This window comes from Thermosporothrix hazakensis, assembly GCF_003253565.1.
In the GTDB taxonomy this organism is placed as follows: domain Bacteria; phylum Chloroflexota; class Ktedonobacteria; order Ktedonobacterales; family Ktedonobacteraceae; genus Thermosporothrix; species Thermosporothrix hazakensis.
In genome coordinates this window covers 72,637-92,866 of record NZ_QKUF01000018.1, presented here as the reverse complement: position 1 = coordinate 92,866, position 20,230 = coordinate 72,637, and the positions used below count along the sequence as shown (strand labels likewise).

Below are 20,230 nucleotides of genomic sequence, written 5' to 3'. Positions count from 1 at the left end.
ACAGAGGCCAAAACAGATGTTCAGTTTTTCAGGGGGAAGCGAGGAAAACATGACGGAGGTAGAGCTGCGACAGATCGGGTCATACACGATCTCCGCTCTGCTGCGCACCGATACAGCATATACGTATTATCGTGGACAGCATCGTAAAAAAGAGATTCTTCTCAAATGCTATCACCAACCACTCACTACCGATGAAGCAAAAACCGCATTTCTTACCTATGCCAAAAAGCTACATAAGTTGAAGGATCGCGGAATTGCCAGTCTCCAGGCCGAAGCATTTGAGGGTGACCGCCCTTATCTTGTTTTTGAGTACTATGATCCCGACAGCGCCTGGATCTTTCAACCCGGACAACTGCATACAGCCGCTGAGGTCAAACAGATCCTGACCCCGATCGCCCAATCGCTTAATTATGCCCATACCCGCAATATCATTCATGGGAATCTACATCCCCGGGTTTTTATCAAAACGCCAGCAGGCCCACTCCTCACCGGCTTTACCATTCCTATTCCTGGCGTTTCGCTGGATGATCTGACAGCTGCCATACCTTATATGGCACCCGAACAACTTCGTGGCGAGCCAGAAGCAGCCAGCGATCAATACGCCCTCGCGGCCATCGTTTATGAATGGCTCTGCGGTCGTCGTCCCTATGAGGCCAGCGAGCGAGAAGAGCTGCAACGCCAACAAGTGGAAAATGAGATTCCGCATCCAACCAGCCTGAATCCTGCACTCTCCCAGGATGTCGCAACGGTATTGCTCAAGGCCCTGGCTCGCGACCCACAGGATCGCTTTCCAGATACCTATGCGTTCTCGAATAACTATTTGCATGCCCTGATGCATCTGCCGTTGGACCTCAACAAGCCCGTCCGTAGGATTCGTGCGATCGTCTCTCAAGAACCTGCCTCACCCCCACCAGCAACGCCGCGCCTTCCTGAACCAATTCTGCCAGTTGAGCCAAAAAGCGAGCCTGAGACAATCAAACCGCCCGATTCGCAGCCCACATACCAATCTGAGAAGCCCGAAGAGGTGCAGCGTTCACTTGAACCGGAGGCCCCAAAGGAGGCTGAACCAGAGCCAATACCTGAAACAACATTGCAGCGCATCGTCAGCGCCGATCTCCGTCAGGGCGGCTCACTCTCACGCAGTCTCCCAGGCTACGAAGAGCGTCCGGCACAGCTTGAAATGGCAAGCCTGGTCGCGCGATCTCTTTCGCACCATGTGCCTGCGATCATTGAGGCTGGAACCGGCACGGGTAAATCACTGGCGTATTTGATTCCGGTTGTACGTTCCGGCAAAGTCGCTATCGTCAGCACAGCCAATAAAGCCCTGCAAGAACAACTCTATTATAAAGATATTCCCTTCGTTCAAAAGCATATCAAGCCTTTTGAAGCGGCACTGGTCAAAGGCGTTAACAACTATATCTGCCTCGACCGCCTCGATCAGGAGCGTTTCGGCATGCAGGTCTATACAAAGCATCAAGAGTTCCAGCGGCTGCTTGATGTCATCAACGATCCAGAAAGCTCCTTTACCGGCGACTTTGAAACACTTGGCTTCCAACTTCCTGCCGACGTTCGCGGGCGAATCGCGACTGATAGAGATCAGTGCGCATGGACAAAATGTAATTATTTTGGTGATTGCTATATCCGGCAGATGCGTGAGCGCGCCGAGCGCTCACAGGTAATTATCGTTAACCACACGCTTCTGTTGCTTGACACACTGATGGACGGCTTCTTGCTCCCCGAACGCGATGTCATCATAGTGGACGAGGCACACCATCTGGAAGAGGAGGCAACGCGCTCCTTTACCGTCACCATCGGGCCGAACCAGATTCAGACCCTGCTGGCTCAGCGTATGCTTAAAGACCACAGCCAGCAAAGCCTGCAAGCCGAGGTCTTCAATGCAGCTCAAAAGATGTGGATACGGCTTGAGCAGATCATGGAAACCGGATATAAAGGCCGTGTGAACCTTGAGGAGCAGCTTGAAGAGGGGCTCTATCTCGCAAGCGCCCTGGAAGACCTGGGAAGCTCACTCCGGCGGCAGCGCCCGAAGGATCTGCCCGAAAAAGATGCACAACTGTACGATAAACTGTTGAAGCGCACGCAGAACCTTGCCGAAAATGTCAGGCTGGTCTTCTCGGTCGCTGACACCTCGCGGTACGTCTATTATATCGAGCGAGTTGAGGGCTCAGGTCCACGTCAGAATCGCGCCAACACACAGCTTCAGGTCTCGGCCTCACCTCTGGACATTACCCGCTGGCTGAAGGAAAAGCTCTTCAACAAGTGCAATGTCATCTGTACCTCCGCCACGCTGGCAACTGTCAGTTCCGGAGGCAACCGCCCCGAGGACAGGCGTCCGAATTTCCAGTATTTTCGGCGTCGGATCGGGCTGGAACCGGAAGAACGTCCTGACGTGCTCGAAAGCATTCTGCCATTAACGTTCGATTACGAACAGAACGCACTGCTGTATGTACCGCGCGATCTCCCGGCCCCGGCCTATGGCGCAGGGTCCGATGAATATATGAAAGCCATTGCCCGCGAAATGTACCGGCTGGTGAAGCTCTCGCGTGGGCGGGCCTTTCTGCTCTTCTCAAGCAAGCGCATGCTTGACAGGGCCTATGAGTTGATGGCACCGCATCTCTCATACCCGCTGCTCAAACAGGGTGACATGACACGGCTTGAGCTCACACGGCGGTTTCGGCAGGAAGAGGGCGCGGTCCTTTTCGGCTTGAAAAGCTTCTGGGAAGGAGTTGACATAGCCGGTGATGCTCTTTCGCTGGTCGTCATTGACAAGCTTCCCTTTGATCCGCCTGATGATCCCGTCCACGAAGCCCGCGTTGCTCATATGAAAGCCAATGGCGAGAACTGGTTCGGCGATTATGTCCTGCCGCAGGCTGTCTTACGACTGAAACAGGGCATAGGTCGCCTGCTCCGTACACGCACAGACCGAGGCGTGATGGCAATTCTTGATACACGCCTCCATACCAAAGGCTATGGGCGGCTGGTCCTGAACGCCCTCCCCCCGGCCCGCAAGACCATAAATGTGCGCGATGTCGAGCGCTTTTTCCGTGAGATGGACAAGGCGCACAGTTAAACCGAGAGGGGGCTCCAATGAGTCCCTCTCCCGCAGGACGTCGCAATCTTTTAGTACCCCGCAGTCCCTATTTTCCCAGGAATCTCAGGCCCCTCAAAGCGCATGAACAGGCGGGATGCGTATCATCATGCACCGCAAAAGACTCCATCTTGAGATTTACTGACCCATACCATGACGGGGTGACACCATCGGTACAACCTGTTATACTAAAAAGTGCATTCCGACGCAGAACGTGTTGTAATCTTCTGATGGTACAGGGGAGTTCGCGCATGAGCAAAATTAAAATGCGCTGCATTACCTGCGGCAAGTGGTTTCAGTCGGCCAATGCGAGAGAAGTAACTTGCCCTGATTGCACGCAAAAAGCCAGAAAAGAGAAATTGGCGGCAAAGAATCCTCCAACAATGCATAGTCGCCCCAGTAGCCCAATGGGGCCGGTTTCTAACCGCCAGGCACCACCTCCTCCCAAGCCGAAACCGGCCCAGAGGGGAACGAACCAGTGGCTAGACTCATTGGATGATATCAAGGTAAGCCAGCCCGAACAGCCGCCACAGCAACGACCAAAGGCACCACCATCCCCTGGCATACGGGATACCCGAAATAAACCTGTCTGGCCTTCCCCCTACGGGCAACAGGGAGGGCATAGCGGATACCGCCAGGAGCGCGGTCCCGCTCACTATCGTGAACAGGGCAATTACCGGGAACACCCGTATTATCGCGAGCCGTCTCACTATCGTGAAATGGGGAACAGAGGCCCTTCCGGCTATCGCGACAATTTCCAGCGTGGGCCCGGCGGTTATCGTCACCCTATGGGCGGATATCCTGCCTCCGGTGGCTACCGTCAGGACCGTGGCCCTGCCATGCCCGGACCGCGACAGCGTCCGCCAATGGAGGGCGGTTTCGGACGCGGACCACGGCCCAATAATCGGTTCTCTCGTCCCGTACCCCCTCGACAGGGAGCCCCACGCCAGGGAATGAAAGCAAAAGGCCCCAGGCCGAATTCGCAACCTAAAGTTCAGAAAGAGAAGACACCGCCACCACAGCCATTTATTCCAACCCCGGAGCAAATTGCACGGGTTGAAGCTCGATACCTTGAGCTGGCAAATCCAGCCGAGTTTGATGGCATCCGAACCCAAATTTCGCGAGAAACTGGGGTTCCCAAAAAAGCGGTCAAGAAGATTATCAAGGATCTGCGCGAACGTCAGCAGATACCGAGCTGGTGGGAAGTGCAGACCTATAAGGGTAGCGCGGAGGAACTGGAAAGGATCAAAGATAAGTACTTGCCTTTGCTCCCTGTACCTCCTGTTGGTGTCCACAAACTGATTGCTCAGCAGCTCTCGCTGAAGCCGGGCGTTGTCTATCAGGCAATTAAGGCCATTCGGCTTGAAATGAACCTGCCTCAATACAATGATCCGTCGCTGCATACAGAGTTTGACCCGAAACAATACGCGCTTGAACAGCAACAAGCTCTTCGTCAGCAAGCTTCCCAACAAGAGGAGAGCGAAGAGAAGCAGGGCGTCAACTCTGCAACAGCACAGTCAACCGAAGCATAAGGCTTACGGTACTGTCCGCTTTCAGCGTTTCCCAATTCATGGTACAATCGCATGTAGAGGTAGAGTAGCTCCTGGCCACCTGCCTCTACTTTTCTGAAAGAGGGATAGTATGGCGGATTGTCTTTTCTGCAAAATCGCAGCGGGCGAGATCCCCGGCGATATCGTCTATCAGGATCAAGATGTTGTGGCCTTCAACGACATTCACCCGCAGGCCCCGCACCATATCCTGATTATTCCCCGTGCTCACATCGCCTCTATGGCCGAGCTCAAACCCGAACACGGGGACATTCTGATGAAGGTCTTCACTGTTGCGAATCAACTGGCCCGTGATCTCAAGCTGGATTCCGGCTATCGCTTTGTCACCAATATCGGTCCGGACGCGGGACAGTCGGTCAATCATCTACACTTCCATCTCCTGGGTGGCCGACAATTCGGCTGGCCTCCGGGCTAGTCCAGAAAGAGCAGAGGGTACCAGAACATTGCCGCTTCATAGTACCCTCTGTTACAATCCAGGAAACGAGCCAGAGATTGGATGGAAGTATCAGCTATGCGTATAGCAATTGATTATACAGCGGCAATTCGACAGGGTGCAGGCATCGGGGCCTATGTCCGTTCTCTGGTCTCGGCGCTTCTGCACCAGGATCAGAACAACCAGTATACCCTGCTCACCAGTGGGCGTCCGACAGCGCAACGTCCCTTCCCACAGGGCGAACACGTCAGAGGGAAAGCCACCCTGATTCCCGATCGTTATTTGAATATTCTCTGGTATCGCTGGCGAATCCCCCTTTTACCCGCAACACTGTTTACTGGACCAACCGATATCTATCATGGTCCAGATTTTGCCTTGCCACCGCTCAGCAGGCGAACGCGAACCGTTGTCACCATCCACGATCTCGCCTTCCTTGAACATCCCGAATATGCGGTCCCTTCGCTCGCTGCCTACCTGCAAAAAGTGGTGGCCGATTCAGTGCAGCGAGCCGACGTCATCACAACTGTTTCCCACGAGGTGAGCCGCACTCTGATCAAACACTTTCAGGCTCCCGCCGAAAAGCTGGCAACCATCCCAGCAGGCGTGGCTCCCTATTTTCGCCGCGAGACCAATCCCATGCTGCTGGCTGCCACCCGGCATAAGTTTAGCCTGAAACACCCGCTTCTTCTGGCTGTTGGCACCCTGGAACCCCGGAAAAACCATCTCGGTCTGATCAAGGCGTACCACCACTTATTGCAGCAGAAGAAAGCGCCGGCCATGTTAGCTATCGCTGGCGGCAAGGGCTGGCTCTATGAAGAGACCCAAAAACTGGTCAGTGAACTCAAGCTAGAAAAGCATGTCCGCTTTCTGGGTCGTGTCAGTGATCTCGAATTGATCCACCTGTATAGTATGGCCGATATCTTCGCATTCCCCTCATACTTTGAGGGCTTCGGCATCCCGCCGCTTGAAGCAATGGCCTGCGGTGCTCCGGTCATTACCTCCAATACCTCATCTTTGCCCGAGGTCGTCGGTGACGCGGCGCTCCTGGTCGACCCACACAGCGTTGAAGAGATCGCACATGCAATCGATCGGTTGCTTCAGGACGAACAGTTGCGGCAAGAGCTACGTACCAAAGGCTATCAACACGTCAAACACTATACCTGGGAGAACTCGGCGCGGAAGCTCCTTTCGCTCTATGAACGACTCGCTCAAGGAGAAACCAATTTCGCGGATAAGGATTTCGGCATATGAAAATAGGTATCAATGCCCTTTTCTACCAGCAACCTTTTAATGGCAGCGCTCAATATCTTTCACAGCTTGTCCGAGCACTCCAAGAGATAGATCAGCACAATGTCTATCTCCTGTTCGGGCCTCAGCCGATCACGCTGCAACCCACCTTTCCCTATCGAGTCAGGCAGGTTCCGACGCTTGCTCGCAAGAATGAGAATATTGAAAAAGTCTTCTGGGAACAGATTACCGGGCCAGCCGCAGCACGGGCCGCGGGCGTTGATCTCTTTCATGTGCCCTACTTTGCGTCTCCCCTCTTTCCGCAAACGCCAACAGTGGTCTCGGTTCAGGATATTATTCCGCTCCGCCTTCCAGCCTATCAGGGAGACATACGCGTTAAGCTCTATATGCAACTGGTCGCACGCGCAACGCACAACGCCAGCAAGATCATCACTATCTCTCAACATGCCAAACGGGATATTATCGACCGGCTGCACATTCCCGAAGAGCGCATTCGCGTGATCTATCAGGCAGCCGGTGACGAGTACCGCCCGATTACTGATCCCGACACCCTGGCTCGTGTGCGGGCGCGTTATGGTATCGGTGAACGCTACATTTTCTATCTTGGGGGCCTCGATCACCGAAAAAACGTGCCACAACTGGTACGTGCTTTTGTCCGCCTGTATCAGGAGCTTGGAGACCCACAGCTTCAACTACTTGTCTCGGGCAATCCGGAGAAGCAGAAGGGGCCGCTTTTCCCGGACCCACGCCCTTTTGGGGCCGAGCTGGAAGCAAAGGGAAAGATTCTCTATCGCTTTGTTGAGGATGAAGATAAGCCAGCGATTATGAGCGGAGCCAGTCTGTTTGTCTATCCTTCCGCATATGAGGGCTTTGGTCTGCCGCCACTTGAGGCCCTTTGTTGTGGCGCTCCTGTTGCCTGCTCGAACCGAACCTCGCTGCCAGAGGTTGTCGGCGATGCTGCTCTGACCTTTGATCCCGATAATCTGGATGCATTTGTTGAGACAATGAAGCGCGGCCTGACCGATGAAACCGTGCGCTCAACACTGCGCGAACGGGCTCGCTATCAAACACAGCAATTTAGCTGGAAGAAGACGGCCGAGGCAACGCTAGCAGTGTACGAAGAGGTCTATGCAACCACAAAGCGACGAAAGTAGCTCCAGGGAGAGAGATGATGCGAGTACTGATGATTTCTAAAGCGCTTATCGCCGGCACCTCTCAGCGTAAGCTGGAAGAGCTGGCGAAGTGCCCGGATGTTGAACTGACTCTTGCCACTCCACCATACTGGAAAGCCGATGACGGAAGCAAGCAGGTGCTGGAAAAACTCTATCTGAGTGGCTATCGCATGATCGTGACGCCTATGGCGCTGAACGGTCATTTTCATATTCATTTTTATCCTAAATTAGGTGAGATCTTTCGCGAGGTACAACCGGATATTGTGCACATCGATGAAGAGCCGTATAACCTTGCAACTTATCAGGCCATGCGTTTGAGCCGCAAATATCGGGCGCGAGCGCTCTTTTTTGCCTACCAGAATCTGTATCGTGCTTATCCGCAACCGTTCCGCTATTTCGAGCAGTACAACTACACGCACACAACGACCGCAATCGCTGGCAACCAGGACGCTGCGGATGTGTTGCGCCGCAAGGGCTACCGCAAAAGCGTGCATGTTATCCCTCAGTTTGGCTTTGATACCGATATCTTCAAGCGAACCGTACCACTTCAGCCACCAGCACCAGAGCGCCCCTTTGTCATCGGTTACGTTGGTCGTCTCGTGGAGCAGAAAGGGATCAGCACGCTCGTCGACGCGCTGGCCCTCTTACCGGAACGGTGCCGTGTCGTCCTTATAGGCTTTGGCCCGATGAAAGAGGTGCTTACAGAACAGGCACGCCGGCTCGGAGTCAGTGACCGGCTGACTTTTAAAGCAAGTGTGCCCACCCGCGAGATTCCCGCCGAACTCCAGAAGCTGGATGTGCTGGTTCTGCCCTCGTTGACACGCCCCAACTGGGCAGAGCAGTTCGGTCGCGTGCTGGCTGAAGCGATGTCGTGCGAGGTGCCGGTTGTCGGTTCCGACTCTGCCGAGATTCCTTATGTGATCGGTGACGCCGGGCTGATTTTCCCGGAAGGCAATGCGCAGGAGTTAGCCAACCGTTTGCGGCAGTTGCTTGACAATCCGGACCTGTACCTCGAACTGGCACGCAAGGGCCGTCAGCGCGTGCTGACCCACTACACGCAGGAACAGATCGCACGCCAGACCTATCAGGTCTATTGTGAGATGCTCGAAAAGCCAGTATGAAGCTGTTGTACCTGGAGGGGAAATCCCTCCAGGCGTATTTCGTGACTCCTCTCTCACTGCTACATAGAGCAATATGAATACTGTCAATTTTCTCCCTGCTGATCTTCAACCGAACTGCCTTGCCTGTTTTTAAACGGATATGTTATACTTGTAAAAAGCAGGTGATGTCGCCTCTCCACATGAGCTATGCTGCTCACCTTCCCAGTGCTACCACTTTGGCCTGTAAGCTGGCTTGAACCACAGTAACGAATACCGACGAACGTTGTTTGATCGTCGACCTTTTTGGCTCCAGCGCCGGTGCCCGATCCCTTCAGTAGCATTTAGTTCTTGGGAGGACACTGCATGCATAACGAACACAATATTTTGCCTTCCCCGTACCCGCTGTATGATGCCCGCCAGGAGCACGACGCCTGTGGCACAGGTTTTATTGCCCATGTTTCCGGACATGCCAGCCACGATCTGGTTCAGCAGGCCTTATCGGCTCTTGCAAACCTGACCCATCGTGGAGCCCAGGACGCCGATGCCCAGACGTATGATGGTGCAGGCATCATGACTCAAATTCCTCAAGCGCTTCTTTCCGCCGAGTTGAACCGCCCCGACCTTGATCCCGCTGATCTCGCTGTAGGCGTGCTTTTCTTACCACATCCCGAGAGAGCCCCTGCTGACAACGAGAAGAGTCGTCAACTGGTTGAGCAGACTCTGCGTGAGCTTGGCCTTCTCTGGCTTGGGTGGCGCACTCCCCCGCTTGATGAAACTGTTCTGGGCACCCGTGCACGCGAGACAATGCCTCAGATCATGCACGCGCTCGTGAGCCGTCCGGCATCCCTTGATGTCTCTGCATATGAACAAACCCTCTACTACGCTCGCCGTTTGCTGGAACAACGCTTGCATGAAGCCAGGATCTCTGATTGTTATATCGCCTCGCTCTCGCATCGCACCATTGTATATAAAGGATTGCTGGCCCCTGATCAACTCGCACGCTTCTATCTTGATCTTGTAGACCCACGCTACGCCAGCGCACTCGCCGTCTTTCACCAACGCTACAGCACCAACACGTTCCCGTCCTGGCCGCTGGCTCAGCCGTTCCGCCTGCTGGCGCATAACGGCGAAATCAATACGTTGCAAGGAAACCGCAACTGGATGCGAGCCCGCGAAAAGTCGCTGTCTTCGCCTCTGTGGGGAGAGCGCGTTAACGCCTTTGTTCCGGTACTTCAGGAATGGAGCAGCGATTCAGCACAGTTAGATAATGCGCTTGAGCTGATTTCCGTCTCGGGTCGTGGCCTGCTTCATAGCGTACAGATGCTCGTACCTCCTGCATGGGAGAACGACGAGACATTCTCAGAAGAGCTTCGCGCCTGGTGTGAGTATCATGCGGGCCTGACCGAGCCCTGGGATGGTCCTGCGGCGCTCGTGTTTACCGATGGACAGATTGTCGGTGCAGCACTCGATCGCAATGGCCTGCGCCCGGCTCGCTACACGCTGACAACAAGCGGGCTGCTAATTGTTGCCTCCGAGGCCGGGGTAATTCCTCTCTATCCTGCTGAAGTCGCCGAGAAGGGACGCCTGGGACCAGGTGAAATGATCGCGGTTGATCTCATCCAGAAGCAGGTACTCCGCGATCAGGCAATCAAAACAATGCTGGCACAAAAGCAGCCATACAAGCAGTGGCTCGCAGACAATCGCGTGCATTTGTATGACCTTGAGCAGCAAATCCAGCCTCAGCCCATCGAGAAGCCAGATTCTGATGCGCTATTTGCTCGTCAACAGCTCTTCGGTTTTACCCATGAAGATATTGAGATGGTCCTGCGTCCGATACTGACAGAGCAGAAAGAGCCTACATGGAGTATGGGCGATGATGCCCCGCTTGCACCGCTCTCCCGGATGCCTCGTGCCATCTCCGACTACTTCCGGCAGCGTTTCGCTCAGGTCACGAACCCGCCTATTGACCCGTTACGCGAGCGCGTTGTGATGTCGCTTGATAGCTATCTTGGGACGCAATCCAGTCTGCTAACCGAGTCACCCGAACACGCTCGTCTGGTTCACCTTCCCTCACCGCTGTTGACAGAAGCGCAACTTGAGGCACTATCCCGGCGGCAACAGACCCATGTTTTGAATACTATCTTCCCGGTTGCCGCGGGACCGGAGGCTCTTGCCGGGGCACTTGATCGTCTGGAACAGGAGGCTCTCACCGCGATCAATGAAGGGGCAACCCTGCTTGTGCTCAGCGATCGCGAGGCAACCCTTGAACAGCCCCCCATCCCGATGGTCATTGCGGTTGGCTCCGTGCACCGCTTCTTGATTGAGCATGGCTTGCGCACCCGCACCTCTCTGGTCTGCGAAACAGGCACTGTCTGTGATATTCACCAGATTGCTGTACTGCTTGGCTACGGCTCCGAAGCGATTGTACCAACACTCGCGCTCGATAGTGTCCGTGCCCTTGCTGGTGAACGAAAACTGGAAGATGTCACCCCTGAAATCGCAGTCGAGCGCTACTTCCACGCGATTGAGGACGGCCTGTGCAAGGTCATGGCACGCATGGGAATCTCAACCCTGCATAACATCATCGGTGGCGGTCAATTCGAGATTATTGGTCTGGCTCCCGAATTTGTGGAACGCTGTTTCGCCGGCTCGCCCTATCACCCGGGAAGTCTGACGCTAGAACAGGTTGCCAGCAAGATTATCCAGCACTGTACCTCGCTGCAACAGGCCCCGGCCACGCCCGAGCCTGCTGTCCGACGGCGGAAACTGGCCGATCTGGGCCGGTATCGCTTCCGGCGTGATGCGGAGTACCACGCCTATAATCCATTGATTGTCCGGGCGCTTCAGAAGGCCGCCCAGAGTGGCGAACACACCGACTATCAGCAATTTACCAATCTGGTCTATAATCGTCCGCCAACCACCCTTCGTGACCTGCTGGACTTCACGCAGCGCACACCGATCCCGGTTGAGGAGGTAGAATCGGTTGAGTCGATACGCGCGCGCTTTGTGATCTCGGCAATGTCGGTCGGCGCACTTAGTGCAGAGACACATCGAACGATCGCAGCCGCGATGAACAGCATCAATGCACGCAACAATACCGGTGAGGGTGGCGAAGATCCCGCCTGGTATCAGGAGACGCTTGAAGGCTACCCGGTCAGCAGCAAGATCAAGCAGGTTGCATCTGCTCGCTTCGGGGTCACTACTGAGTACCTTGTGCGCGCCGAAGAGATCGAGATTAAGATGGCTCAAGGCTCCAAGCCGGGCGAAGGTGGTCAGTTGCCTCCACACAAGGTAACGCCTTTTGTGGCTCGCCTGCGCCATACAGCGCCGGGAGTAGCCCTGATCTCACCACCGCCACATCACGACATCTACAGTATCGAAGATATCGCACAGCTCATTTATGATCTGCATCAGGTCAACCCGACCGCGAAGGTTGGCGTCAAGCTGGTCTCCTGTAAAGGGGTAGGTACCATTGCCGCTGGTGTCGCGAAAGCCCATGCGAACTACGTTCTGATCAGCGGCCATGATGGCGGTACTGGTGCTTCTCCGCTTCAGTCCATCAAGCATGCTGGTCTTCCCTGGGAACTGGGGCTTGCCGAGGCGCAGCAGGTACTCGTGAAAAACGGCCTGCGTCAGCGCGTTAAGGTGCGCGTTGATGGCGGCTTTAAAACTGGTCGTGATGTCGTCATCGCTGCCATGCTTGGCGCGGAAGAGTATGGCTTTGGAACAGCAGCGTTGGTCTCGCTTGGCTGTGATATGGCGCGTCAGTGTCACCTGAACACCTGTCCGGCGGGCATAGCTACCCAGCGCGAAGACTTAAAGGCGAAGTTTACCGGTCGCCCGCAATTCTTGATTAATTACCTGACCCTGGTCGCGACGGAGGTACGCGAACTTCTGGCGCAGCTTGGCTTCAGAAGCCTTGAAGAGCTGATCGGACGCGCCGATCTCCTTCAGACAAAGGGAGAGACCGAGTTCGATCTTTCCGGTCTGCTCGTTGCCCATCCTGTGCGCTCTGATGCCAGCAAACATGTCTCGCCGGAACGCTCCGCCCTGGAAGATCAGTTGTTGTCGGAGGCAGCCCCTGCCCTCAATCTTGAGCGCAGTGTGATTACACAGCATACCATTCACAACTATGATCGCTCCATTGGCGTCACGCTAGCCGGTGAAATTGCCCGCCGTTATGGCAACAGCGGCCTCTCGGGTGTCAGTATTACCTGCACATTTGAAGGCTCCGCAGGTCAGAGCTTCGGCGCCTTCTGTGTACCTGGTATGCGCCTGCATCTTCAGGGTGAAGCAAACGACTATGTTGGCAAAAGCATGGTAGGCGGTCAGATCGTGATTATGCCGCCGACAAACGCCACCTATCACTCGGCGAGCAATACCATTCTTGGTAATACGGTCCTCTATGGGGCCACCGGTGGTCAACTCTTCGCGGCTGGTCGGGCCGGTGAGCGCTTTGCAGTACGCAATAGCGGCGCTCTGGCCGTTGTTGAGGGTATTGGCGACCACGGGTGTGAATATATGACAGGTGGTATGGTTGTAGTCCTGGGCGAGACCGGGCGCAACTTCGCAGCCGGTATGTCCTCGGGCGTGGCCTATGTGCTTGATACAACCAACACCTTTAGCGCAAACTGCAATACCTCGTTCGTCTCGCTTGGGCGCATTACAGACAACGCCGAGAGTGAGGCGCTTCGTCAGGTAATCACATGGCATGCACGCAAGACGCATAGCGCGCATGCAGCCGAGATCCTGGAACACTGGGACTTTATGAGCCGGGCCTTCTGGCGCGTCCAGCCCCATAATACCAGTACCAGTGCTCTCGATTTTGTCGCGGGCGACTACGACACAAATCGTATGTACGCCTCCCATTAACGTGCTGTCGAGGAAGTCTTTCCAAAGAGGGAAAGGCTTCCTTTTTTTATAGCTTCTGCTGAAGCTGCTCCCAGCCGGCAACAAGGCCAGCCGCCTTCTTCCATGATCCAGCCTCAGACCCGCTGGCTTCTCCCTGGTAACGATAATCATGCTTGCGGATAAACTCGGAAAGCTCCGCTTCCAGCCGACGAAGACAGGCAAGCTGAGCCTGACGCAGGCGAGACAGCCAGTGGCCCGAGATCTCCGCAACACGCAATGTACACGCCTCCTGAAAATGGTCAAGACAGAGGCCGTCAGAGGCTTCAAAGCAGGCGTAGAACTCGTCATTGCCAAGCGCCTGCCGCAGGGTATCAATCGTGCGCGCTGTTATTTTCTCTTCCTGATGGCAGGCAGGACAGAGATGCCGCCCCGTCCTCTTCTCGAAAATGCGTGAAAGCAGTCCCCGGGCGCCGGGCGATCCGTTGGTCTGTTCCAGTTGCTCCAACGTGTCGGTGACAATATCGTGATAGGACTGAGCCAGCGGTAAAGCAGCCCCCATCTGCACCAGCTGCCGAGTATGCTGGCCGCAAAAGCCTCGTGAGCGCCGCAACTCTTCGCGAACCTCAACATCAGTAAAATGCTCATATTTCCACGATTCCAGATAGCGTGTCACGCCCTCAGCAATCAGCCGACACAGAGGGCATCCTTCCTGCGTACAGGCACGTTCCAATTCCCGGTAATCATACATTGCTTGTAGACCCTTTATCCTTTTACAACCTTTCTCGCGGTCGAACGTCTATACAATAAAGAGTTGGTCAGACACTCACTGTTTCGCGAGTACCATTGATGCACACTTCTCCTGACTATTACACACTGCTTGGTGTCCCTCAAGATGCATCACCTGAGGCCATCAAGGCAGCATTCAAAAAGCTGGCGCTCAAATACCATCCCGACGTCTACAAAGGTGAAGACGCCCATACCCGCATGCGCTTGCTCTTAGAAGCATACCAGACCTTGAACGATCCGGCTATGCGCAAAAAATACGACGAGCAACGGGCACAACACACCACGGGCTCCTTTGTGCCCCACACACCATATGAACAGACCCAACCTCCCAGACAGAAAACGCGTGAAGTAACGCCTGAGGCCCGTCGGGATCGACAACGGTATTATGACTTTCCTGAGTTTCATGTTGGCCAAAAAGGATACATTGACCTGATCGAATGCAGCTATATTCTGACACCCGCACAGACGCGGATGCTGGTGCTCGATGGGTTGGTGCGTGGAACCATGCCTCGTACAACCGATGGACGCTACTACTGTCACCGCTGTCATCACCATTGGTCAACCGAGACACCGCCTCTATTCTGCCCGCAATGCCATGCCAGCGACTGGCAGGAATATCTGCTGCTCCGCTGTGTCCATTGCTCCGCAGTCTTTGAGAGCGAGCAGCTTCGCAATGAGATCGGCTCTATCAGTTATGGCAAGCAAAAGAACACCCTCTGTCATCCCTATGAGCTATTTCCGCTCTGTCCTTATTGTGGCGCAGCCCGCTGGTGCCCCTCCGAAAATCGGCGCGTCAACGCGCTTCAACGCCGAGCGACTCGTTTTCGCTTTTTCTGGTTCAGCATTCTCTTGCTTGCTCTTCTCATTTCTGTACTTTTTGTTGCTGGCGTAGTGAGATAAGACTTACACTTCACAGATCAAGAAATACTCTCCCGTTGTTATGCTATAATAGCGAGAGAGCGTTATTTATTCTGTAATTTCGGAGAGTAAGCCATGCAAAATCTCTTACCTGGTGGCGTTTATCCCCCTCTCCCGACATTCTTTGATGCCGACGAAGAACTTGACCTGGGAACGCTGCAACGCCATATGCAACGCTTGAAAGACAGTGGGATCGCGGGCTTTGTGGTCCTGGGTAGTAATGGCGAGGCAGTCCATTTGACCAACGAAGAACGAGCCCGCGTGATCAGCGCAGCCAGAGAAGTAGCAGGCGATGAAGAGACAGGAATACCGCTCATTGCCGGTTGTGGTGAGCAATCAACCCGCGGAACCATTGCTCAATGTCAGCGAGCCGCGAATCATGGTGCAAATCTGGCCCTGGTGCTCCCTCCCTCCTACTATAAAGGGAATATGGATAAACCGGCTCTGCTTGCACACTATCAGGCAGTTGCGGAACGAAGTCCGATTCCTGTGCTGATCTACAATATGCCAGCCAGCACCGGCGGAATTGATCTTGATGCCGAACTTATTTGCACCCTGGCCGAGCATCCCAATATTCTGGGGCTGAAGGACAGCAGCGGCGATATCACCAAACTTTCATTCATCACCGCCAACACACCAGTGACCTTCCGCGTCTTTGCAGGCAGTGCCGGCTTTTTCTTCCCTGCTCTTGCGATTGGCGCAGCCGGAACGATCGCCGCACTGGCAAACCTCTATCCGCGTGAAATCTGCCTGCTTCAGACCCTCTTTAACACCGGTCACTACGTTGAGGCTCGCTCACTGCAAACGGAGCTCATCGCCATCAACACGGCGGTGACCACGCGCTACGGCGTCGCAGGCCTGAAAGCCGCCCTTGAGATGATCGCTGGCTATGGCGGCAAACCACGCAGACCCCTGCAACCACTCCCTTCATCAGAGCGCGACAAACTTGCTCAATTGCTGCGAGCCACAGAGCTTGAGGAAAACTTAGAAGTCGTTCTGGAAGAGGAATAGCAGAGAAAAAAGAACGCCTGCCGCTTCTGGCAGGCATCTTTTCTAGCCAATATTGAAGCTTCCCCTGTAGGCAAGCTGCTTATCGATGCAGGCGGGCGTGCTTGCCCAGTAGACCTCAACAGAGCCATTCCCCATCACCGCAGGCTTGACCGCAAACCAGTACGATATAGACGCATTACTTGCCTCATACGGGAGATAATGCAACAACGAATTATTGATATACCAGTACAGGCACAGAGCGCCAGGGCGTTCAGGGTGGACAGCCATTGTAATATAGACCGTTTGCCCTAATCGAAAAGACGTTGCGGGAACCGTAATGCGTGCAGAAGTACGATCTACTGAGCTCCCGAGCTGAACGTTATCTATATATTTTTCGCCAGGAAACGCGCTGACCTCCGTTGGAATGGTGGTCGCAGTGGGATGATCAGCCACCTTCGTTGGCTTCTCTTCAATCGTTAAAGGGCTGTTATTAGGCCCATTTCCAGTCTTCCCTGACAGTCCAGGGGCCATTACGGCCACAAAGACAAGAATCATTGCCCCGGCCAGCAGACAGAGAGCGGAAAGTGTAAAGCCAAAACGTGTCGAATGGGGCCCACCCAAAAAGCCAGTCTTTGGCTCAAGCAACGGTCTTGCGCTGGTTGGCTGGCGTGATGAGGGGTCCTGGAATTCAAATTCCGGAAACGGCTGCACTAGCTGCCCATCAGTATGCACAGCCACCTCAGGTGATAAAGCATACTCTTCCAGCCCTAACATCGTCTCGCTCATCGGCAAAGGATAGGAACCCTCGGTCATATCCGGTGCTGTCAGAACGAGCGGCTGCTGGCCCTCAAAATGCGCCTGCCCGGTCTCAACCGGCAACCCGCAACGAGGACAGTGTGAACGTGCGGGGGAGACAGAAAAACCACAATGAGTACATGTCATATAGAAATAAGCCCCCCTCAATTCAAAGAATACAATGATAACTCTACTTCTTTTCCTTAAAGAGTCACAATTTATGACGAAATAAGGAAGATATAGTAAACCTTTGTCCGCATGGATAGGATTTTTTTCCTTGTTTCCAGGAGCATGGGGAGGTACCTTCGCTACTTGACACTACTATACAGCCCTTTTACAATTACACACGGATGAAAAAAGATGATTGTTTTTCGATCCACCCCCTGTTTCGTTCCAGAGAGCAGGGTGTGTTTTTCATTCATTGAGTGTTGCACCCATAACGGCCTGACCCCTGGATCAAATTGCCCGACCGCTGTTATAATAGAGGTGCGTGAAGAGGGTCAATTACGTGGGAAAACCGTAGAGACTCATGACCACTCATCACCTTACCCCTCAGAATAGTAGCTAGCAGGAAGAAGAGGAAGTGACTCAAAGCGCCAATCTCAAGCAACTTTTAACGCCGCACGCTGCCCGCCTACAGTCCTCACTTCAGCGCATTCAAGGCGTTGAGCTGACACCTGGCAGCGACGCAGACATACTGCTACAGGCACTCACCGCGCCTGATGAGCAGTCCGTCCCTATCGCTCATTTCGAGCAGGAAGGCAACACGCTTGCCAGAGGGGGCGGGAAACTGGATACACAGCTCAGCGAACTACAGGCCTACTTTCAGGCCCTTCAGACCGAGCTTCAAGCCATTTTTGCTGCCGAGCCTTCGCAGTTCATCAGTATGATCGGGGATCTCAATCACCTTCAGGCAGAGCTTGCCCTGGCCGTGACACGTGGCTATCAGCAAGGAATAGAGGAACAGCGAAACCAGAACTCCCATGTCAATCAGCGGCTGGAACACCGCCTTGACGCACTGCAACGAATCAACGGTGTCAGCAACTCGGCAACCGATCTTGATCAGACCCTGGAATTCATTGCGCAGGTAGTTGCAGAAGAGCTTCAGGCCGATCTCTGTTCCATCTTCCTGTATGACGAGTTACAGCGCGTGCTGACGCTCCGCGCGACCAATGGCCCGCGTCCATTGGGCAGTATGCATTTTCTCCTGCGTCTGGGAGAAGGCTACAGCGGATGGGTTGCCGATAAAGGGCGTACACTTCTACACAATGATGCGCTAACCGACCCGAACTATGCCTCCGAGGCTCGCGCCTATGGCGGCGAACCCTATCGCGGCATTATGGCGCTTCCTATCATCTTCTTTGGCAGTGCGGAACGTCTGATCGGCGTCATCAGCGTTCAGAGCAAACAGCCTCGCGATTTTACCCCTGAAGAGGTCAACTTTGTCGAGGTCACGGCAGGCACCATCGCGCTCAACATCGAGAATGGTCGGCTGTATGAACAGACCGATGAACAGCTACGGCGCAAAGTGCACGAGCTGGCAACTATTCACCGGGTCTCTTCCATTATCGCCTCTACCCTGAATCTGGACGAGGTGCTGCAAATCATCACGACACAGGCAGTACATCTGTCGGGGGCTGAACGCTCCTGTATCTTTGAACTGGATCCGGATCGACAGCGCCTGCACGTTCTTGCGCATTATGGCTTGAACGCCAAGCAGGTTGGCAAACTACAAATCAAGGTAGGCCAATGCTGCGCCGGACGCACCGTGCAGACAGGGCGCCCGAATATGGCCGTCGACTGCTTCCACGCCGATGAACACTGCTTTATCCATGACGACCCGATGCTTTCGTCAGAGATTCACTCAGTGCTTTGCGTCCCACTCAAAGTCAAGCAGAAGATTCTTGGTTGTATCTGTATTTATAGCAGTCATCGGCACCTGCTCAGCCCCGAACAGATGCAATTGGTCATCACCTTCGCAAATGAGGCCGCAATTGCGATTGAGAACGCCCGGCTCTATGAAGAGACTCGACGCGGCCTTGAACTCAAATCGGTCTTGCTCCGCGAGCTGCATCACCGGGTCAAAAACAATCTTGCGACCGTGGCAGGTATCCTCTCGCTTCAGCGCAGGCGCACGAAATCGCCAGAAGTCCGGCACATTCTGGCCGAGAGCGTGAATCGCGTCCAGGGACTCGCGGCCACCCATGACCTGTTGGCCCATGAGGATGTCAGCGAAGGGCGCGTTGATGATATCGCCAGAAAGATTGTTGGCGTGGCAAATGCCAACCTCAGCCCTCCTGATAAGCGCATCTCGTTCCAGGTGGAGCCCTGCCCGATCGTCATTCCTTCCCGGGCTGTTACCATTCTGGCGCTGGTCATCAATGAGATGGTCTCAAACGCCATTAAACATGGTATGGCTGATCAACAGCGTGGAATCGTGATTATTCGAGGCAGCGAAGAGGATGGCAACGCCATTATCCAGGTAATCGATAGCGGCAAAGGTCCATCCACCGAACACATAGAAGAGAGCGCTGAAGGCAGTTCAGAAGGTCTGGGTCTCTCGCTGATCAAGCACCTGATCATCGACCTGGGTGGGCGCTTCTCACTTCGACGTGGTCCCTTGCCAATCCAGCCGCCAGCAGGACAGGAACCAGATCAAGAATATACTATTGCTGAGGTTCGTTTCCCACTAAGACGAGGTCGTTAAGCTGTTCAATGTTTTGTAGCGGAGTTTTTCTAGCAGCTCTTTTTGCGGTGGAAAGAGTCGAGGTAGCACAATATGAACAATACTCCCGAAAAACAGCGCATTCTTATTGTTGAGGACGAAGACGCCATTCAGCAAGTATTCAGCTTTTTCCTGGAACATAACGGTTTTGAGACACACTCTGTTTTCAATGGTCAGGATGCAATCGCTGCAATCCCGGTCTACAAGCCGCACTTGATTATCCTGGATCTGGTGATGCGTCCTGTTTCTGGTTGGGATGTGTTGCACTGGCTTCGTGAGCATCAGCAGAGGATTCCGGTACTGGTGAGCAGCGCTCTGGTACATCTGACCGAACAGGTACAGGGATTTGAGGAAGGAGCAATTGAATATATCACGAAGCCAGCCCAGCCGAGCGTGATTGTTGAGAGGGTACGCACCCTGCTCTCCCTGAACCACGAACAGCGCCTGATGCTCCAGCATCAACGTATTGACGAACGCAAACGCACGCTTGAGCGTATTCAGACATCGCAACAGAATGAACTGCCCCATTAAGCCGACC

The 20,230-nt window shown here is 54.3% G+C and carries 13 protein-coding genes; 11 read left to right on the top strand and 2 right to left on the bottom strand.

Annotated elements, in window-relative coordinates:
- Nucleotides 1–49: 49 nt before the first annotated feature.
- From EI42_RS21095 to gltB, 7 genes are all read left to right on the top strand, one after another.
- Nucleotides 50–3,088 carry a helicase C-terminal domain-containing protein gene (locus tag EI42_RS21095; protein ID WP_170142792.1) on the top strand — a complete coding sequence of 1,013 codons (3,039 nt, stop codon included), beginning with the start codon at nt 50–52 and terminating at the stop codon, nt 3,086–3,088.
- A gap of 269 nt (nt 3,089–3,357) precedes the next feature.
- Nucleotides 3,358–4,638 carry a hypothetical protein gene (locus EI42_RS32005; RefSeq protein WP_137686194.1) on the top strand — a complete coding sequence of 427 codons (1,281 nt, stop codon included), beginning with the start codon at nt 3,358–3,360 and terminating at the stop codon, nt 4,636–4,638.
- A 109-nt stretch (nt 4,639–4,747) separates the two neighbouring features.
- Entirely contained in the window at nt 4,748–5,089 is a 342-nt protein-coding gene (locus EI42_RS21080) for a histidine triad nucleotide-binding protein (protein ID WP_111324619.1), read from the top strand.
- 96 nt (nt 5,090–5,185) lie between these two features.
- On the top strand, nt 5,186–6,358 hold the full coding sequence (locus EI42_RS21075) for a glycosyltransferase family 4 protein (protein WP_170142791.1): 1,173 nt from the start codon (nt 5,186–5,188) through the stop codon (nt 6,356–6,358).
- The gene (locus tag EI42_RS21070; protein ID WP_111324617.1) at nt 6,355–7,509 is read left to right on the top strand and encodes a glycosyltransferase family 4 protein; all 1,155 of its coding nucleotides are present in this window, start codon (nt 6,355–6,357) and stop codon (nt 7,507–7,509) included. Before EI42_RS21075 ends, EI42_RS21070 begins: the two co-directional genes overlap by 4 nt.
- Before the next feature lie 14 nt (nt 7,510–7,523).
- Nucleotides 7,524–8,648, top strand: a complete 1,125-nt coding sequence (locus EI42_RS21065; protein WP_211326287.1) for a glycosyltransferase family 4 protein — start codon at nt 7,524–7,526, stop codon at nt 8,646–8,648.
- A 342-nt stretch (nt 8,649–8,990) separates the two neighbouring features.
- Complete coding sequence (gltB, locus tag EI42_RS21060) at nt 8,991–13,499, top strand: glutamate synthase large subunit (protein ID WP_111324615.1); 4,509 nt, start codon at nt 8,991–8,993, stop codon at nt 13,497–13,499.
- Nucleotides 13,500–13,545: 46 nt separating this feature from the next.
- On the opposite strand, the gene EI42_RS21055 is transcribed toward gltB, so the two are convergent.
- Nucleotides 13,546–14,226, bottom strand: coding sequence for a DUF6062 family protein (locus EI42_RS21055; RefSeq protein ID WP_111324614.1), 681 nt, complete (start codon nt 14,224–14,226; stop codon nt 13,546–13,548).
- Nucleotides 14,227–14,324: 98 nt separating this feature from the next.
- Between EI42_RS21055 and EI42_RS21050 the strand changes: the two genes are divergently transcribed.
- Nucleotides 14,325–15,164, top strand: coding sequence for a DnaJ domain-containing protein (locus EI42_RS21050; protein ID WP_137686193.1), 840 nt, complete (start codon nt 14,325–14,327; stop codon nt 15,162–15,164).
- Nucleotides 15,165–15,257: 93 nt separating this feature from the next.
- The gene (locus tag EI42_RS21045) at nt 15,258–16,193 is read left to right on the top strand and encodes a dihydrodipicolinate synthase family protein (protein ID WP_111324612.1); all 936 of its coding nucleotides are present in this window, start codon (nt 15,258–15,260) and stop codon (nt 16,191–16,193) included.
- A gap of 42 nt (nt 16,194–16,235) precedes the next feature.
- On the opposite strand, the gene EI42_RS21040 is transcribed toward EI42_RS21045, so the two are convergent.
- Nucleotides 16,236–17,114 (bottom strand): hypothetical protein, encoded by an 879-nt coding sequence (locus tag EI42_RS21040; RefSeq protein WP_111324611.1) that lies wholly within the window; start codon nt 17,112–17,114, stop codon nt 16,236–16,238.
- A gap of 436 nt (nt 17,115–17,550) precedes the next feature.
- On the opposite strand from EI42_RS21040, the gene EI42_RS21035 reads away from it, so the two are divergent.
- On the top strand, nt 17,551–19,674 hold the full coding sequence (locus EI42_RS21035; protein ID WP_111324610.1) for a GAF domain-containing protein: 2,124 nt from the start codon (nt 17,551–17,553) through the stop codon (nt 19,672–19,674).
- A gap of 72 nt (nt 19,675–19,746) precedes the next feature.
- Nucleotides 19,747–20,223: a response regulator transcription factor gene (locus EI42_RS21030; protein ID WP_111324609.1), complete on the top strand. Its 477-nt coding sequence runs from the start codon at nt 19,747–19,749 to the stop codon at nt 20,221–20,223.
- Nucleotides 20,224–20,230 lie beyond the last annotated feature (7 nt).

Coding starts and splice junctions, on each gene's coding strand:
- EI42_RS21095 (WP_170142792.1), top strand. CDS start 50: ATGACGGAGGTAGAGCTGCGACAGATCGGGTCATACACGATCTCCGCT.
- gltB (WP_111324615.1), top strand. CDS start 8,991: ATGCATAACGAACACAATATTTTGCCTTCCCCGTACCCGCTGTATGAT.
- EI42_RS21070 (WP_111324617.1), top strand. CDS start 6,355: ATGAAAATAGGTATCAATGCCCTTTTCTACCAGCAACCTTTTAATGGC.
- EI42_RS21055 (WP_111324614.1), bottom strand. CDS start 14,226: ATGTATGATTACCGGGAATTGGAACGTGCCTGTACGCAGGAAGGATGC.
- EI42_RS21075 (WP_170142791.1), top strand. CDS start 5,186: ATGCGTATAGCAATTGATTATACAGCGGCAATTCGACAGGGTGCAGGC.
- EI42_RS21050 (WP_137686193.1), top strand. CDS start 14,325: ATGCACACTTCTCCTGACTATTACACACTGCTTGGTGTCCCTCAAGAT.
- EI42_RS21040 (WP_111324611.1), bottom strand. CDS start 17,114: ATGACATGTACTCATTGTGGTTTTTCTGTCTCCCCCGCACGTTCACAC.
- EI42_RS32005 (WP_137686194.1), top strand. CDS start 3,358: ATGAGCAAAATTAAAATGCGCTGCATTACCTGCGGCAAGTGGTTTCAG.
- EI42_RS21045 (WP_111324612.1), top strand. CDS start 15,258: ATGCAAAATCTCTTACCTGGTGGCGTTTATCCCCCTCTCCCGACATTC.
- EI42_RS21080 (WP_111324619.1), top strand. CDS start 4,748: ATGGCGGATTGTCTTTTCTGCAAAATCGCAGCGGGCGAGATCCCCGGC.
- EI42_RS21065 (WP_211326287.1), top strand. CDS start 7,524: ATGATGCGAGTACTGATGATTTCTAAAGCGCTTATCGCCGGCACCTCT.
- EI42_RS21030 (WP_111324609.1), top strand. CDS start 19,747: ATGAACAATACTCCCGAAAAACAGCGCATTCTTATTGTTGAGGACGAA.